19 protein-coding genes are annotated in these 16634 nt (G+C 46.7%); all 19 read right to left on the bottom strand.

The annotated features are described in order from the left end of the window. Positions 1 to 9 precede the first annotated feature (9 nt). Positions 10 to 717, bottom strand: coding sequence for a demethylmenaquinone methyltransferase (locus tag BM124_RS05745; RefSeq protein ID WP_093335954.1), 708 nt, complete (start codon positions 715 to 717; stop codon positions 10 to 12). A gap of 16 nt (positions 718 to 733) precedes the next feature. Next, positions 734 to 1543 (bottom strand): heptaprenyl diphosphate synthase component 1, encoded by an 810-nt coding sequence (locus tag BM124_RS05740; protein WP_093335953.1) that lies wholly within the window; start codon positions 1541 to 1543, stop codon positions 734 to 736. Between the two features lie 39 nt (positions 1544 to 1582). After that, entirely contained in the window at positions 1583 to 1798 is a 216-nt protein-coding gene (gene mtrB, locus BM124_RS05735; RefSeq protein WP_090926801.1) for a trp RNA-binding attenuation protein MtrB, read from the bottom strand. Positions 1799 to 1814: 16 nt separating this feature from the next. Beyond that, positions 1815 to 2384 (bottom strand): GTP cyclohydrolase I FolE, encoded by a 570-nt coding sequence (folE, locus tag BM124_RS05730; protein WP_093335951.1) that lies wholly within the window; start codon positions 2382 to 2384, stop codon positions 1815 to 1817. Positions 2385 to 2592: 208 nt separating this feature from the next. Further along, on the bottom strand, positions 2593 to 4074 hold the full coding sequence (gene spoIVA, locus BM124_RS05725; RefSeq protein WP_093335949.1) for a stage IV sporulation protein A: 1482 nt from the start codon (positions 4072 to 4074) through the stop codon (positions 2593 to 2595). Positions 4075 to 4291: 217 nt separating this feature from the next. Further along, a complete protein-coding gene (locus BM124_RS05720) occupies positions 4292 to 5017 on the bottom strand; it encodes a hypothetical protein (RefSeq protein ID WP_244504246.1) in 726 nt (241 codons plus the stop codon). A 46-nt stretch (positions 5018 to 5063) separates the two neighbouring features. Further along, entirely contained in the window at positions 5064 to 5258 is a 195-nt protein-coding gene (locus BM124_RS05715; RefSeq protein WP_093336145.1) for a DUF2768 family protein, read from the bottom strand. Between the two features lie 244 nt (positions 5259 to 5502). Beyond that, on the bottom strand, positions 5503 to 5766 hold the full coding sequence (locus BM124_RS05710; protein WP_093335947.1) for a stage VI sporulation protein F: 264 nt from the start codon (positions 5764 to 5766) through the stop codon (positions 5503 to 5505). Positions 5767 to 5830: 64 nt separating this feature from the next. Continuing rightward, a complete protein-coding gene (locus BM124_RS05705) occupies positions 5831 to 6916 on the bottom strand; it encodes an NAD(P)H-dependent glycerol-3-phosphate dehydrogenase (RefSeq protein WP_093335946.1) in 1086 nt (361 codons plus the stop codon). 18 nt (positions 6917 to 6934) lie between these two features. Further along, a complete protein-coding gene (plsY, locus tag BM124_RS05700) occupies positions 6935 to 7579 on the bottom strand; it encodes a glycerol-3-phosphate 1-O-acyltransferase PlsY (RefSeq protein ID WP_093335944.1) in 645 nt (214 codons plus the stop codon). A gap of 33 nt (positions 7580 to 7612) precedes the next feature. Further along, positions 7613 to 8926: a ribosome biogenesis GTPase Der gene (der, locus tag BM124_RS05695; protein ID WP_093335943.1), complete on the bottom strand. Its 1314-nt coding sequence runs from the start codon at positions 8924 to 8926 to the stop codon at positions 7613 to 7615. A gap of 148 nt (positions 8927 to 9074) precedes the next feature. Continuing rightward, complete coding sequence (locus tag BM124_RS05690) at positions 9075 to 9674, bottom strand: YphA family membrane protein (RefSeq protein ID WP_093335941.1); 600 nt, start codon at positions 9672 to 9674, stop codon at positions 9075 to 9077. Positions 9675 to 9735: 61 nt separating this feature from the next. Then, positions 9736 to 10797: a type 2 isopentenyl-diphosphate Delta-isomerase gene (gene fni / locus BM124_RS05685; RefSeq protein WP_093335940.1), complete on the bottom strand. Its 1062-nt coding sequence runs from the start codon at positions 10795 to 10797 to the stop codon at positions 9736 to 9738. 12 nt (positions 10798 to 10809) lie between these two features. Next, positions 10810 to 11964 carry a 30S ribosomal protein S1 gene (gene rpsA / locus BM124_RS05680; RefSeq protein ID WP_093335938.1) on the bottom strand — a complete coding sequence of 385 codons (1155 nt, stop codon included), beginning with the start codon at positions 11962 to 11964 and terminating at the stop codon, positions 10810 to 10812. A gap of 98 nt (positions 11965 to 12062) precedes the next feature. Continuing rightward, a complete protein-coding gene (locus BM124_RS05675) occupies positions 12063 to 12602 on the bottom strand; it encodes a lysophospholipid acyltransferase family protein (RefSeq protein ID WP_244504245.1) in 540 nt (179 codons plus the stop codon). A gap of 50 nt (positions 12603 to 12652) precedes the next feature. Then, complete coding sequence (gene cmk, locus BM124_RS05670) at positions 12653 to 13330, bottom strand: (d)CMP kinase (protein WP_093335935.1); 678 nt, start codon at positions 13328 to 13330, stop codon at positions 12653 to 12655. A 107-nt stretch (positions 13331 to 13437) separates the two neighbouring features. Then, a complete protein-coding gene (locus BM124_RS05665; RefSeq protein WP_170840992.1) occupies positions 13438 to 14136 on the bottom strand; it encodes a flagellar brake protein in 699 nt (232 codons plus the stop codon). Positions 14137 to 14223: 87 nt separating this feature from the next. Next, complete coding sequence (gene ypeB / locus BM124_RS05660; protein WP_170840991.1) at positions 14224 to 15573, bottom strand: germination protein YpeB; 1350 nt, start codon at positions 15571 to 15573, stop codon at positions 14224 to 14226. 15 nt (positions 15574 to 15588) lie between these two features. Next, positions 15589 to 16557, bottom strand: coding sequence for a spore cortex-lytic enzyme (sleB, locus tag BM124_RS05655; RefSeq protein ID WP_093335931.1), 969 nt, complete (start codon positions 16555 to 16557; stop codon positions 15589 to 15591). Positions 16558 to 16634 lie beyond the last annotated feature (77 nt).

The raw sequence follows: 16634 nt of genomic DNA, 5'->3' as shown, positions 1-16634 counted from the left end.
TCCAATACTTCAGCTGCTCTTCAAGGCAGAGTGTGCAGCGGCCGATCCCATCGCAAATGATGTCACGTCCACTTCCCGGAAGCCGGCTTCTGCGAACATGAGCGTAAGGAGGTTTTTGTTTGGAAAGGCGGCAGTTGATTCCTGAAGCCAGGAATATTCCTCATAATTTCCGGCGAACAGTTTTCCGAGATAAGGCATCATGTGTCTGAAATATATGGAATAAAGCCGTTTGAAACAACTGTTTTCCGGCATCGATGTTTCGAGACAAACCGCCCGGCCTCCCTTTTTGAGAACTCTGTGCATTTCACGAAGCACCGTGGGATAATCAGCAGCGTTTCGCAGTCCGAAACCAATCGTAACATAATCAAATGATTCGTCCGGAAACGGCAGATCCATCACATTCGCCTGAAGGAGTTCGACCTGGGGAAGCCCTCTCTGATTCACTTTTTCCTGACCGGTTCGAAGCATACTGCCGCTGAAATCGACACCTTTCACGCTTCCGGAACGTCCGGCGGCTTCGGCAAGATCAATCGTCCATTCCGCCGTGCCGCAGCAAAGATCCAGTACATCCGCTCCTTTTTCCACATCCAGTGCCTTCATCGTCTTTTGTCTCCACGACTTATGAAGACGAAAGCTGATCACCGAGTTCATCAAGTCATAATTGCGGTGTATGTTTTCAAATACTTCATGCACCCGTTCTTCTTTTGTTCGATTCATATTATCCACGCCCCCGTTACTTCATCTCAGCTTTTATAAAATCATGGGACCATGTTTTCAGTACATTATAGAGCAGCTTGTTCCCAACGGAGGTTGTTGTATGTAGTTTTTGGTGCAGCTCTTTTTGGAGTCTTTTTATATGAAAGGTCAGCCACTGTTCAATATTATCCGTCGGCCACGCTCCGGACCATTCCCTGCTTCCACCTTCCAAAAACGCGTGGATGGATCCGGCAGGAGCAGAAAGATAACAGTTTTCCTGCGGTTTTCGTTCATGAACGAGCCGTTTTAACAGAAAAAAAGTTTCGGCCAGCGAACCAGTCTCCGGCTTTTTGTAGAACGATCCGATTTTCTTTAAAAAACATCCTTCGACTAAAGCGAGCCGGGAAAGCAGTACATCTTCGCTCTCATTTTCACGGAAATGAAGACTCATTTTCTCTTCATTAATCTTTTGTATCGCTTCACTGAACACCGGTATTACAGAAGCATGAACCTCTCTATCGAGCATACTGTGGTAAAGGCTGCTGAAAAAATCCCCCGCCAGAACGGTCAACTGCCTCGGCTTTTTATCATGAAATGCGTCCTTCCCGCCGGTCTCCACCTTTTCATGCGTAACAAAGGCTGCCTGCACTAAAAGAGCCGATAATATCTGTTCTCTCTCTGTATCGGCAGAAAGAGAGGAATCCGAGAGCAGCTCCATCATGAATAATATATAATCGTATTCAATACCGGCTTCCTCAATATATTCGTTTAAATATGGATGGCTGGTCAGCTGCCTGAATTCTTGTTCTATTTTCTGCACTTCTGCATTTTCATACAGCTCTTTCATAATGGGAGGGCCCCCGTTCTATTAAAAATTTCCTCCGTGCTATTCTTCTGTTCTCAATTCCCCGTGACTCGTCTGGATCACAGCTTTTCCTCTTACTTTCACCGCAGAAGTATGTTCTGTGAACTGAGCGATCATCACTTCTCCACGGTCCAGCTTCTCCGAATGATGGAACCTGGTGTCAGTCCCCCGGGTCAAACCAATGACATGCACTCCATCTTCTTCCGCTTTAATGACACAAAAATCATCAGACGACATTTCTCAGCCTCCTTTATTACGAACGGTTAATAAGCGTCAGTACTTCCGCTCTCGATGCTTCATCTTGTTCAAAGGAACCCCGTACCGCTGAGGTTACTGTTTCCGTTCCCGGTTTTTGGATACCACGCATCGTCATACACATATGCTCAGCTTCCACTACGACGATGACACCATGGGGCGTCAGTGTTTGTAATATACTATCGGCAACAGTTGATGTAATCCTCTCCTGAAGCTGCGGCCTTTTCGCTACTGTTTCCACTGTTCTTGCCAGTTTGCTCAATCCGGTAACTTGTCCTTCTTTTGGTATGTAGCCTACGTGCGCTTTCCCGTAAAACGGCACAAGGTGATGTTCACACATCGAATAAAAGGGAATGTCTCTTACAAGAACGAGTTCTTCATGTTCTTCGCCGAATACGGTATGAAGATGTTCAGACGGATCCTGCGAAAGTCCCTGAAATACTTCTTCATACATTCTAGCGACTCTTTTCGGGGTATCACGCAGACCATCGCGGTCAGGATCTTCTCCAACAGCCTCAAGAATGGAATAAACAGCCTGTTCTATTTTATCGTGATTAACGTCAGACACTAGCTTTTCCCCCTGTCTACACTTAATATGACCTTTGAAAAATTTTAGCATAAGGGGGGCTGGAAAGCAAAGAATCAGGATTTACCTTTACAATAACATTATTATGTAAACTTTAATGAAAGAAATCATGAGACATAGAAAAAATCTCCCACTTATCATAGGCAGATAAGCGGGAGTGCTTCTTTACGCGGATTTCTTCAACCATCGTCTACAGTATGATCGCAATCAATCCTCCGGAGCCCTCATTGATGATACGCTCCAATGTTTCTTTCAGTTTGTATCTTGCGTTTTCCGGCATCAGGGACAATTTGGCCTGTATCCCTTCGCGGACAATGGAGTTGAGGGAACGCCCGAAAATATCGGAATTCCATATCGACAATGGATTTTCTTCAAAGTCCTGCATTAAATAACGAACGAGTTCTTCACTCTGCTTTTCGGTTCCGATAATCGGAGCGAATTCAGATTCAACATCCACCTTGATCATGTGAATGGACGGTGCCACTGCTTTCAGTCTCACACCAAAACGTGATCCCTGTTTAATTATTTCCGGTTCATCCAGGCTCATATCGGTTAACGCTGGAGCTGCGATACCGTAACCTGTCTGTTTTACCATTTTCAAAGCTTCACTGACTTGATCATATTCATGCTTGGCGTGGGAAAAGTCCTGCATTAAATGGAGCAGGTGATCCTTTCCCCTGATTTCCACCCCGACGACTTCCTTTAATATCTGATCGTATAAATGTTCCGGCGCATACAGATCAATTTCAGCAACCCCGCGGCCCATCTCAATACCTGCTAATCCGGCTTCTTCTATAAATTCAAAGTTCCCGGCGAACTGCTGCACCACTCTATCTACATCCCGAAGCCGCTTGATGTCTTTTACCGTGTTGCGGACGGATTGTTCATATTCCTCACGAAGCCAGTGATTGTCCCGGAGGACCATCACCCAGCTCGGCAGATTGACGTTCACTTCATGAACCGGAAATTCAAAAAGCACTTCTCTTAATACGTGGTGAATATCGTGCTCTGTCATACTTTCTATGCTTAGAGCCAGTACCGGAACATCATGTTCTGCCATCAGCTCCTGCCGGAGTGCTTCTGTTTCCGGATGATGCGGCTGCACGGAATTAATCACCATAATATAAGGTTTTCCTACTTCGTTCAGTTCTTCCATTACTCTGTCTTCGGCTTCCACGTAATCACCGCGGGGAATGTCTCCAATCGTTCCATCTGTAGTAATAACCACTCCAAGGGTCGAATGCTCCTGAATGACTTTTCGCGTACCAATCTCAGCGGCCTCCTGAAATGGAATAGGGTCTTCGTACCAGGGAGTGTTAATCATACGGGGGCCGTTTTCATCCTCGTACCCCTTCGCTCCCTCGACGGTATACCCGACGCAGTCTACCAGCCGCACATTTACTTCCAGTCCTTCTTCTACCTCCAGCGAAACCGCGTTGTTCGGTACAAACTTCGGCTCTGTGGTCATAATGGTACGACCAGCTGCACTTTGCGGCAGTTCATCCGTCGCCCTTGTTTTATCGACTTCACTTCCCATATTGGGAAGTACAACCAGCTCCATGAATTTTTTAATAAACGTGGATTTACCGGTACGGACGGCGCCGACAACTCCTAAATATATATCTCCTCCGGTCCGTTCTGCGATATCCTTGAAGATATCCACTTTTTCCACTGGATCCCCTCCTGTTCAATTAAATTCCGATACCGGTCTTACATGTATGACAATATATATCTATGATGCACAGGATAACTTATGCCCTGTTTATATCCGAAGCCGGTAAATAACATAGAATACGCCCGATCTTTAAAACATGAAACTTACAATAAACAGGTATAAAAATGCCGGACGATTCAGTAAATAATCGTCCGGCATTTTTATATGCTTCTATTCAGCTGCTTTCTTTAAAAACCGGTTCTCCGCTTTCATTAAGCGTGTATGGTACCGAATAAGCTGGAACAATAGGTGAGTTCTGCGCCAGAATGGACCTGATATCATCTCCGGGATGCAAATCGTGTTCATACTCCTCGAGCGCAATATTTAAGTCTATCGCATAATCAATCCGCACTTCCCCCTGGGCATTGATCAGCATAGGGAGCGACGTATCGTCATGGTAGGGGCTGTCCACCTGCATTTTGCCACTGTAGCCAAGACGCTCATTATCTATTTCAAAAACACCGGGACCAGCCGATTCCTTAATCGGCGCGTACTCATTACTGTCAATATAGCTGTTGACCGCACGTGCCAGCTTCTGCACTTCATCCATAATGCTTAAATCAATAACTTTTACCGTTGGGTCTTCTTCAGGCGTAATAATTACATACCGGTAGCTGCCGCCGTTTTCAAAAGAATTCCCTGGCGGCTGCTGCATATAACGTGGTATTAATTCGTTGAATGAAATCTGATATTTCTGATAGACCGGTGTATCCGCTTCCACGGTGCGGATGGGCAGCACACCGGTATCCTTTTGATACTGTTCAACTGCCTGCTGGACAGAGCGCAGCTGTGATTCATATGGGGTTTGATTTTCCGCGCGCTGATTCTGCGGAAACAGGCACCCCGATAATAGAATAACCATAGCTGCCATGCCGCCAAGCAGGGAAATGTATCGTTTCAACAGCGTCCACCTCCTGCCGTCCGATGAGGAGCATCATTTTATGTGTTTAGTCCGCAAGCGGCCCTCTTATCACAATAATAAGTACAATTAATCCAGCTGTTACCAGAAAGATAAAGGAAACAGACAGAACAAGAAAACGCCAGAATCCTGATAGTTTATGGGATAAGAGAGACAGCATTGCTGAAGCAAACATCAAAAAAATCCCGAAAAAAGCGAACCACATATTTTGTAAGGGCGTCATCGCTTTATCCCCCTTTTTCAACATCACATTATAACACATTAACCCCCTGTTCTGTCGGATGAACCGAAGAAGGCAGTGACAAAATCATGAAAAACCAGCCGGTACCGGGGCGGAGTACGGCTGGTTTCCGGCTATATTCTTTCCTTTTTTCAGCACAGCCTTCCTTCTACTCTGTTTACTGTATTCATGAACGGATCTGTTGGAATGAGCATTCGCCTCTGAAACGGAAAGAAAATTTCTGCTTTCATCGACTGGACTGAAACCATTTACTTAAAGAAGCCAGATCGAGAGGGATATCACGATTCATGACAGCCTTCGTCAACTCATCTTCTTTCCGGGCGGAAACGGGTTTACCGGCAAGAGCACCGACATCCCGGATTACTCTGCGTACCGTTTTCTCATCCTGGAAATCAGCTCCCTGCAGTGATTGGACTAATTTCATGATATCTTCCTGTTTCACATTGGTATTTTTTTCGATATTTTCAAACATTGAATCACTGTGCTTCATACAGCAGCCTCCCTTTCTCACGATTCACCCCATTCTATGCGGGGCCGGAGAAAGGCGTGCTTTCTTATTGTCTGTCTGTCCCGGGATTGTTCCTTGAAGCGTTCCATTTTTCCTGAAAATCAGGATCAAGCAGCAGGGACATGTTTTCTTCTTCGTGTTTGCGCTCTCTCGCCATCAACTGACGGACGGCTTCTTCAGGTTTTACTTCTTCAAACAAAACCTCATACAGAGCTTCTGTGATCGGCATCTCCACACTCTGAACCTTAGCAAGTTCATAAACAGCCTTAGTCGTCCTGACTCCTTCCACCACCATACCCATTTCTTCGAGGACGTCATTCAGCGGTGCGCCGTTTCCTATTTTTTCACCAGCACGGCGGTTCCGGCTGTGGCGGCTGAAACAGGTTACAATCAAGTCGCCTAGACCGGAGAGACCGTTAAACGTCAGCGGGCTCGCCCCCAATGTGACACCCAGACGTGAAATTTCAGCGAGCCCCCGCGTCATAAAGGCGGCTTTGGCGTTATCCCCAAAACCAAGCCCGTCGGTCATTCCGATTCCAAGAGCAATGATATTTTTTAATGCGCCTCCAATTTCGACTCCGATGATATCCCGGTTCGTATACACGCGGAAATAGTGGTTCATGAATAATCCCTGAACTTTTTCTGCAGCAAGTGTATCATTGGAAGAAACGGTGACTGTCGTCGGCTGCTCTGCGCACACTTCCTCCGCGTGACTCGGTCCGGACAACACAACAATACTGCCCGCGGCAGCGTCGGCCTGTTCTTCTTCGATCACTTCAGAAATACGTTTGGATGTGCCGGGTTCAATTCCTTTGGAAGCATGAATCAATACAGTCTCCTCCGACATAAACGGACGAAGCTCTTTCATCATGTCCCGTACGGCTTTTGCCGGTACAACGAGCAGAATGTAATCTGCGTCGCGGGTGCAGCTGCCTAAATCGGTGAAAGCCTGAACAGCTTCAGAAATTTGAAAGCCGGGAAGGTAATTATGATTGGTGTGATAATGATTGATTTCTTCCGCATGATCTTCTCTTCTTGTCCATAACCGCACGTCCTGTCCGTTACCTGCCAGAACGGATGCCAAAGCTGTACCCCAGCTGCCCGCTCCAATAACTGCGACCTTATCCGCCATACTGTCCCGCCTTTCTTATCAGGATACTTTACTGCCTATTTTATGTTCATTCCCTTGTACCAACCGTTTAATATTGCTGCGGTGTTTCCATATGGCAAGTACGCCAATGACTGCCGTTAAATAAAAATAGGGAGGCGGATGATCGTAATGGAAATTAGTCAGAGCAATAACGACAGGAGTAGCCAATGCAAAAATAAGCGATCCGAGAGACACGTAGCGTGTAAAAACAATCGACAGTATCGCAGCTATCCCGACATAGACCGCCGGAAAAAAGACGAGACTTGCCACCACACCAATGGTTGTCGCTACACCTTTCCCGCCTTTAAATCCGTAATAAACAGGCCAGTTATGACCGGCGATCGCAGCTGCTCCGGCAAGAGCTGAAGCCATCCCCTCCACTTCACCGAACGCTGTGAAAACAGGAAAAATATCTGTAATCTCAAACAGTCTTGCTATCCAGACCGCAGCCACCCCTTTTAACACATCAAGGGAAAGTACCAAAATGGCGGGACCCTTGCCAAGCACTCTCAGTATATTTGTGGCTCCTGCATTACCGCTGCCGTGATGGCGGATATCTATTTTTTTTATGTTCCAGGCAATAACATAGCTGAAACTGATGGAGCCCAGAAGATAAGCGAGCCCGATTGAAAATATAAGTTCCACTGGAATTCTCCTTTGAATGAGAAATAATACCGGTTATTCACTTTTCTTTCTCGCGAAGATCTTGATCGGAGTGCCTTCAAAGTGAAAAGCTTCGCGAAGTCTATTTTCCAGATAACGATGGTAGGAAAAATGAAGCAGATCAGGATCATTTACAAATAAAACAATAGTCGGCGGTCCGACCGCAACCTGGGTCGCATAATTAATGCGCAGACGTCTGAGGCCATCTGTAGGCGTCGGGTTCATAATGACAGCATCTACAATGACGTCATTGAGAACATTCGTCGGCACCCTCAGGTTATGATTGTCCGCCACTTCTTTCACCATTGGGAGAAGGTGCTGCATACGCTGCTTCGTCACGGCCGAGAGAAAAAGAATCGGGGCATACGGCAGAAACTGAAACCCATCGCGGATATCATCGGTGAAGCGCGACATCGTTTTATCATCTTTTTCCACGGCATCCCACTTGTTTACGACCATAACAATGGCTCTTCCGGCATCTTCAGCATATCCGGCTATTTTCTTGTCCTGTTCGAGGATACCTTCCTCGCCATCGATGACCATCAAAACAACATCAGAACGCTCAATGGCGCGCAAGGCTCTCATTACACTGTATTTTTCGGTATTTTCATACACTTTGCCGCGTTTGCGCATACCTGCCGTGTCAATAAGAGCATATTCCTGACCGTCTCTTTCAAACACTGTATCGACAGCATCTCTTGTCGTTCCCGGCATGTCGCTGACAATGACCCGTTCTTCTCCGAGCACAGCGTTAACGAGCGACGATTTCCCCACATTCGGACGGCCTATAACCGCCATTCTGATCGTGTCTTCTTCGTAGTCATCATCTTCGTCTGCCGGGAAATGGTGAATAACCGCATCCAGCATATCCCCAAGACCCAGTCCGTGCGAACCCGATACAGGATACACTTCTCCGAACCCGAGACGATAGAAATCATAAATGTTCATCTGCATTTCGAGGTTATCAATCTTGTTCACACCCACAACGACCGGTTTGTCCGCCCGGAATAATAGAGAGGCAACTTCTTCATCTGCACCTGTCACGCCGTCGCGGCCATTAACGAGGAATACAATAACATCCGCCTCGTCTACTGCGATTTCGGCCTGCTGGCGCATCTCTTGAAACAACGAACCTCCGCCGACATCAATTCCGCCTGTATCAATAATATTAAATTCCTGGTTCACCCATTCTGCTTTGCTGTAAACTCTATCCCTGGTAACACCGGGAACATCTTCCACAATCGCCAGTCTTTCCCCTGCCATTCGGTTAAAAATGGTGGATTTGCCGACATTCGGTCTACCGACGATTGCAACTACAGGTTTGGACATTGTGCTCTTTCCTTTCTTGTTCACTTACATAATATAAATGCTCTTTTGTTCCCACTCTCTGATGGAGACATACCGAACCCGGGACTTCTGCAGAGTCCCAGTCTGTCAAAACGGGATAAACAGCTTTTTTATTGTAGCAGATGCAGGCTTAACGGGGCAAACCCGGTAACGAGCCAGTCTCCTTTCGCACAAATACCTTCATCCCTTTTGCCGCTGCATCATAAATATGAAGCAATAAAAGCAGTAAAAGAATGATTTTTAAGAGCTGCAGGTCTCCAAGTACCATATTGTCCGTTAACCGGCTGAGGTAAATCCGGCAGAGTATTTCTCCGGACGAGCAGGCCGTTACAGCCATGGACACACGCTCATACAGAGACTTTCCGAAAATGAGAAAAAGAATAGAAAAAAAAGAAAGGTAAGTGACAGCGTGTCCAAAAAGAAACACTACAGGTTCATACCATTCCGCCAGTCTTGCCGCAGCAAACAAAAAAGCGAAAGCCCCGGATAAATAAAGAGTTTTTCTTTTTCTACCGGAAGGCATAGCGGGAAATAGAAGCATCCCCCCCGCATACAAAAGCAGGAAGGCTGGATGAATGACGATAGAAGCTGCCTGCCACTCCACAGGGAACAGAATAATGATCATAAGAACACAAGCAGCCGACAAGGTTCTGTATGTATTTTTCGAAGCAAAAAACGTCTGGATCATCCATATGTGCCATAAGATGATGAGGCATAAAATACTATTCATTTTTTTTCCTTTTTTTCATCAGCATAACCATATCAGACGTTTTTCAAACAGCGGCGTCCTGCTACCGGTCCGCATGACGCTGACTGTAGGCTTTTGTGTCAATTCCTCTTTCGTTAAGCCATTCTTTCGTCTTTCCTTCTATAACAACCGGTACGGTTTTCAGTTCGGAAATCGTGGAGGCTCCTGAGGCTGTCATAACCATTTTCAACTCATCCATACATTGATGCAGAAATGATGCTGCCTCTTCCCGGCCGCCGTTTTTCAATGCAGCGAGAACGCTTCCTGCCAGAGCAGCAGCATCTGCACCGAGCGCAATGGCTTTGGCTGCTTCCACCCCGTTACGAATGCCGCCTGAGGCCGTCAAAGAAAGAGTGCTTTTTAAAGATGCAGCTTCTGCAATAGATGCTGCTGTAGGAATACCCCATTCATCAAAGAAAGACAGATGCCGCTCACGCCGCTGATTTTCAATCCGGGAGAAGTTAGTCCCGCCGTGGCCGCCTATATCGACAACGGAAACACCGATACGTTCCAATGCTTTTACGTTCTCCGCGCTCATTCCAAATCCCGTTTCTTTTACAATGACAGGAACATCCACTGCCTGAACTGTTTTCTTTATGCGATCAATTGCACCTCTGAAATCCCGGTCCCCTTCCGGCATTACCAGCTCCTGAATAACATTCAAATGAATTTGAAGGGCATCGGCTTTCAGCATTTCCACAGCTTTCACCGCCTGATCCGGTGTCAATTCACTGCCAAGGTTGGCAAAAACACGGCCGTTTGGATGATTGGCACGCACTGTTTCAAATGTGTACCATTCCCGTTCATCTTTGACAGCTCCCATCTGGGACCCCACAGCCATAGCTGCACCTGTTTCAGCCGCAGCCCGGGCGAGAGAACGGTTAATATGTTCCGTCTCCGTTCCTCCGCCTCCGGTCATCGCATTAATAATAAACGGCGAACTTAAAGCAAGTCCGCCGTTTATTACAGATACATCGATTTCCGAAACAGAAGTTTCAGGTAAGCTGTTATGAACGAAACGGATATCATCCAGACTGTTCCAGGAAGGCATCCCTGTAGATAAAGCGTATTGAATGTGATCCCTTTTTCGTTCAGACCTTGTCACGTTACCCGTCTCCTATTCTTTATACTTTTTAAGTTTATCCCCAATCATATCTCCCAGCGAAAATCCGGAATGATCTTCTTCCGGCGCTTCATACTCCTCCTGGACTTTTTGATTGGGGGTATCTTCTCTTTCAAGTTCCCGGATACTGAGGGAAATACGCTGTTCAGCCGGATTGATATCCAGTACTTTCACATTAACCGCCTGACCTTCTTCCAGAACCTCGCTCGGTGTACCGATATGACGGTTGGCGATTTGGGATATGTGAACAAGTCCTTCTACTCCCGGAGAGACTTCAACAAATGCACCGAAAGAAACAAGACGTTTAACCTGTCCTTCCACAATATCTCCGGCTTCCATCTGTCCATCGATTGTAGTCCAAGGTCCGGGAAGCGTCTCTTTAATGGAGAGAGAAACCCGTTCACTTTCCGAATCCACTGCAAGGATCTTGACATCGATTTCATCACCTTCATTGACGATTTCACCCGGTGATTCCACTCTGTGATGAGCCATCTGGGAAATATGGACAAGACCATCTACGCCGCCGATATCTACAAACGCGCCAAAATCAGTGAGACGCTGTACGGTTCCTTTGACAACATCCCCAACCTGAAGATTTTCCAGCAGTTCTTTTTTCTGTTGATCAGCTTCCTCATCCAGCACGGCGCGCTGTGAAAGAATGAGTTTGTTGTCTTCCGGATCGATTTCGGCGATTTTCAAACGCAGGGTTCTCCCTTTGTAATCAGTGAAGTCTTCCACGAAATGACGCTCCACAAGAGAAGCAGGGATAAAGCCGCGGACACCGAGATCAACAACAAGACCTCCTTTAACCACTTCCGCTACTTCAGCTTCGAGAATGTCACCATTATTGAACTTTTCCTGGAGTTCTCCCCATGCTTTATCGGCGAGCGCCGCCCGGCGGGAAAGAACCAGTTCGTCATCTTCGACTTTTGTCACCTTGCATTCCAGTTCATCATCTTCCTGAAGAATGTCGTCTACTTTTTCTACGTGCAGACTGGACAATTCACTTATCGGAATGACGGCATCCACTTTGTAACCCGCGTCCGCATAAGCCTGTTTTTCTTCCACCTTGGTGATCTTCGCGTTCACAATATCACCAACATGCAGTTCATTCATACCGGCCATTTCGTTATTCATTTCGTCAACCATTGACTTCTGCCTCCTTCACTGTCCTCAGGGAACTTCAAACTAAATATTTTTTAAATTCTTTCGGAGAAAGAATTTGTTCCTGTGCTGCTGCAGGATGTTTACCTGCTTTGTTCCATATGTTCTTTTTTCAGACCACGGATATGCTCCATGATCATTTCTGTGGCCTCCGCAGCGTCTGCTTTTCGCGCGCGCATAGAATCCATATCCACCGGCGGTCCGTAAATGACCGTCATACGGCCGAATAGTTTATACGAGCCAATGACGACAACAGGTACGATAGAAGCTTTTGAGCGCAGGGCAAAGAAGCCCGAGCCTGCAAGCCCGCTTTTTATCTCCCCCGTCTTACTCCTTGTACCCTCAGGAAACAGACACAAAACGTGTCCATCATCAAGAAGTCCGAGCCCTTTTTTAAGCGCCCGGCGGTCACTGCTTCCCCGCTTCACCGGAAATGCTCCAAGCCTCTTCAACAAAGCACCTGCTGTTTTATTTTCAAACAGTTCTTCCTTCGCCATAAAGTTCAGGGAGCGTTTCATATGCGACCCGACCAGTACAGGATCAAGATTGCTGATGTGATTCGAGCACAACAGCACAGGTCCTGTTTCCGGAATGTTTTCCCGGCCTATTACGCGGACTCTCATAGAAAGAGAAAAATACATACGGCTTAACGCTTTTCCGATACCGTAAAGGCTCATGTCTGATGAATCCTTTCCCTGGCCAGCACACATATTTCAGCGGCCGCCTCTTCAGCGGTTAAATCTGTGGTGTCAACGTGTACTGCGTCACCGGCCTGAACCAGTGGAGATATGTCTCTTTCTGTGTCTTTTCCATCCCGGACCTGAATGTCTTTCATCATCATCTGCAGGTCAGAAGATATCCCCTTCCCCACATTTTCAAGATGCCGCCGTTTTGCCCGCTCTTCGACCGAGGCGGATAGAAACACTTTCAACTCCGCATCAGGAAGAACGGCGGTTCCGATATCGCGTCCATCCAGGACGGCTCCCCCGTCCTGTGCCAGTTCCTGCTGTTTTTTTACCATCTGCCTGCGCACTTCTTCATGGGCTGAAACATCCGAAACGGCGGCTGTTACATCATTGGAGCGGATAGCGGAGGTTACTTCTTCTCCGTCTACGAACACCCGGTTACCCTCCAGTGATGGAAGCAGTTCGATATCTGTTTTTTTTAATAACATGGAAATCTCTGCTTCATCCTGTATATCCACGTTATGATGAATAGCATTCCAGGTTAATGCCCGGTACATCGCACCGGTGTCGATGTAAACATATTGTAATTGAGAAGCTGCGGTTCTGGCCACTGTACTTTTTCCGGCCCCTGCGGGACCATCAATTGCGATATTGATTTTGTTCATAGAGCACCTCGATGTTACAATATGTACTTCTTTGCTGTGAACAATGGATTATTCCATTGATGGAGGTAACATTCTTAGATTATCATATCACATAACGTTGAACAAATCTAATGATTCCGGCTGTTTATGTGTTTTCGTACCTGAAGCTGCTGTTCAAAACAGTATTTGATAACCAGCTGTCTGTCTCCATCACTGATATGATCAAATCGGAGAGAACATTTTTCTTTCGCCGTGCCCTTCACTTCCATTATCCGCACAATCGTACAGGAGAGATAGAGGTAATGAATACCCCCTTCCAACGCATGAAGCACAATCCATGCGTTGACTGCATCACCCTGTTTGAGGTTGTGGCCGGATGGGACAAAAACAGCCATCCCTCCTCCGCTGATATCGATCGTGGACGTAACGAATGAGGAAGCCTCTGTTTTATGCGGATACAGCGCAGCATCAAGAGCGGTATCGATCCTTACGTGATTTCTGCGCTGAACCCGGATATACCGGTCTTTGCCGGGATCGGTCAGCAGAATGGATCTTACCTGTGTTCCTTTTCTGCCCTTCACTTCTGTTTCAAATGTGTGCACCGCCTCATCTTTTCCGACAAACCAGGCGCCAAGCTCCACTCCTTCCATAAAAAAACCGGTGCGTCCGGTGTCTGCATTGACAGGTGGATCGACAACAAAAAGGTTGTTGTCGTTGTCGTAATCAATCAGCTTGCACCAATATGTTTTGACTTCCAACTCACCCCGCTCCGAAGAAGTGTTTTCCTCTTCCAGTTCCAGATGGATGGTATCACCGATACGTATCATTGGTTTTCCTCCCCTGCGACAGTTCTCCTGTATTAAAGGGAAAAGAAGAAGCAGGCCTGCTTCTTCTTTAAACGTTCCCATTCTCCTTTACATCGTATCATATACCGGTTCGGCATGCTTCATTTTTTCCACCTTTTCTTCATTTCCGTTTTCGGCATTGATGTAGACCGTATACGTATCATTATTCATCGTACCGAAAAACTCATAGCAGAATGCTTCGTCACCGTTTTCTGTTTCTATAACCGCTTTTTGACGTTCTTTTATTTTCACTCTTGGATTCACTTTCTGCTCGGCTTCCTCCTCTGTCAATGCCGGTGTCAGAGTGCCGCGTTCTTTTTTATTGATAAGTTGTTCAGCTCCTTTAAAGCCGACAATTTCGCCGTCATCAAGCGCCGCTTCCACATATACCGTTTCCGGATAAATCTTCACTCCGTTAATGACAGGGGCGAATTGGAAAGCACCAATTGAATCATACTGCTTCCCTTCTATCATTTCCATGTTCTGAAAACCATTGCGTTCCAGGAATTTAAGGGCTTTTTTCGAAGCTTTATTCAGGCTTATTTCCTGGTCGTCCACCGGCCTTGCCTGTAAAAACCAGAGAGGATGCCCGCCCTTCTTTGTCATGTCCATGTAAATCATGTCTTCGCCTTCGGGTTCTTCCATCGTCATCGTATAACCCTCGTACCCTGCTCCCTGCTCAAGCTCGGATATTTCCACTTTCATGGATTCCGGAAGCTGAAGAAACTGCTTTGCTTTTTTTGCTGCCTGTTCCTTGGTAAAAGGTTTTCCTTTTACTTTTTCTGCAATCTGCTCATCTACAGCAGGATGAATGGGATCATCCGGGACGGAACCTGATTCTCTGAATCCTTTGGCCTTGTTATCAATGGTCTGGAATTCGTTAGCAATGGAATTATCCATTGGAGTCCCGTTTTCCGCCATCGCTTCTTCTGCTTCCGTCCATTTCAGCTGATTCTTCATAGCCGAAGCCTGTAATCTCCGCAAGTCCTGTTTAATTTCGCCGGACTGTTCATAGTACCGTTGCAGCTTATTATATTCTTTGTTGGATAAAGGTTTTTGACCAAGATCCCGTACCGTTGTTTCATAACTGAAATCGCCGATTTTATTCAGCAGTTCTTCGGTATCATGAAGGGCCATCATTCCAATCGGAAGCTGTCCCAATTCGCTGCGCGCCATCTCGGAAATCCTCCACACATCAGCAAGGGAACCTGACAGCTGCTTTTTTGAGTTCATGGCAAGCGTCGTTCCGACTTTGTCCTGAAGTTCGTCTAAATGGAATGTTAAATCGTGAAAGGTGCGCTGATAATTATTTTCGTTGTCGATACGAAGTGCTTCTTTCTGTTCTGCCTGGCCGGCTCCCCAGATCCCGGTTCCAATTAAAGCCACACCCAGAACTCCTATGATAATGTTGCGTATCACTGTGATTCACCTCCATTATTTACTGAATTTGTGTTTGCCTATCGTTTTAATCGTCTCCCGGCTGAAAATCCAGTCCGAAGTAGCCGTTACCGGATTGTAGTAATAAATCGCACCTCCTGAAGGGTCCTGTCCATTGATGGCGTCCAGGACGGCCTTCCGGGCTTCTTCATTTGGTTCCATGTAAATCTGCCCGTCGGCTACCGCCGTGAAAGCTCTCGGTTCAAAAATGACGCCGGACGCTGTGTTTGGAAAAGCCGGACTTTCCATACGGTTGATAATGACCGCTGCCACAGCAACCTGCCCTACATAGGGTTCACCCCGTGCTTCTCCGTAAACGGCGTTGGACATAATCTGAATTTCATTTTCAGAATAACCTTCGGGGACATTCATGGCTTTTTGAATATTGGCTTGATTGGATTGATTTTCATCTACACTTCCCCCGTTTTTGTTTCCTTCCCCTTTCTGATTATTCCGGTCTTTGCCCGTCTGCCCGTTTCGTTGACTTCCGCGCTGATTTTGCTGGGGACCGCCGTTTTCCTCTTTTTTCTGAGGCTGGTTCTGTTTCTTTCCTCCATCCGCACTTCCTTTCGGCCCTTTCTCAATGTTATCGGGCGTGCCTCCGTAATGAGTAAAGTCCCGTCCCTCTTCCAGCGCTTTTTTGACAAATGCTTCATTGTATTTTGTTGACTTTTCAAGCATGGCTTTCATGTCCGGGCCTACCAGTCCATCCACTTCCAAACCGAATTCGTCCTGATAATTTCTCACCGACCAGTAGGTCCCCCATCCAAACACACCATCTATCGTTCCTTCATAAAAACCGTTATACTGCAGTCTTGACTGAAGTTCTACGACATCATCTCCGGTGGCACCTTTTTGAACAACCTGATCGGAAAATGCTTCTGCCTGCCGGACGGGAAAGGCGGCCAAAATGAAACCGGCGAGTATTATTCCCGTGATTCGCTTTTGGACTCTTCTATTTGTCATCGCTATGCTGAACCCCCTTCTTAGCTGTCACTTCATTCCGGTTATGGTTATTTTCTTCCCACCTGCACTTTTTATAC

Origin of the sequence: Salibacterium halotolerans (assembly GCF_900115625.1) — a bacterium.
Lineage (GTDB): Bacteria > Bacillota > Bacilli > Bacillales > Marinococcaceae > Salibacterium > Salibacterium halotolerans.
This window is presented reverse-complemented; position numbering and strand designations above follow the sequence as displayed.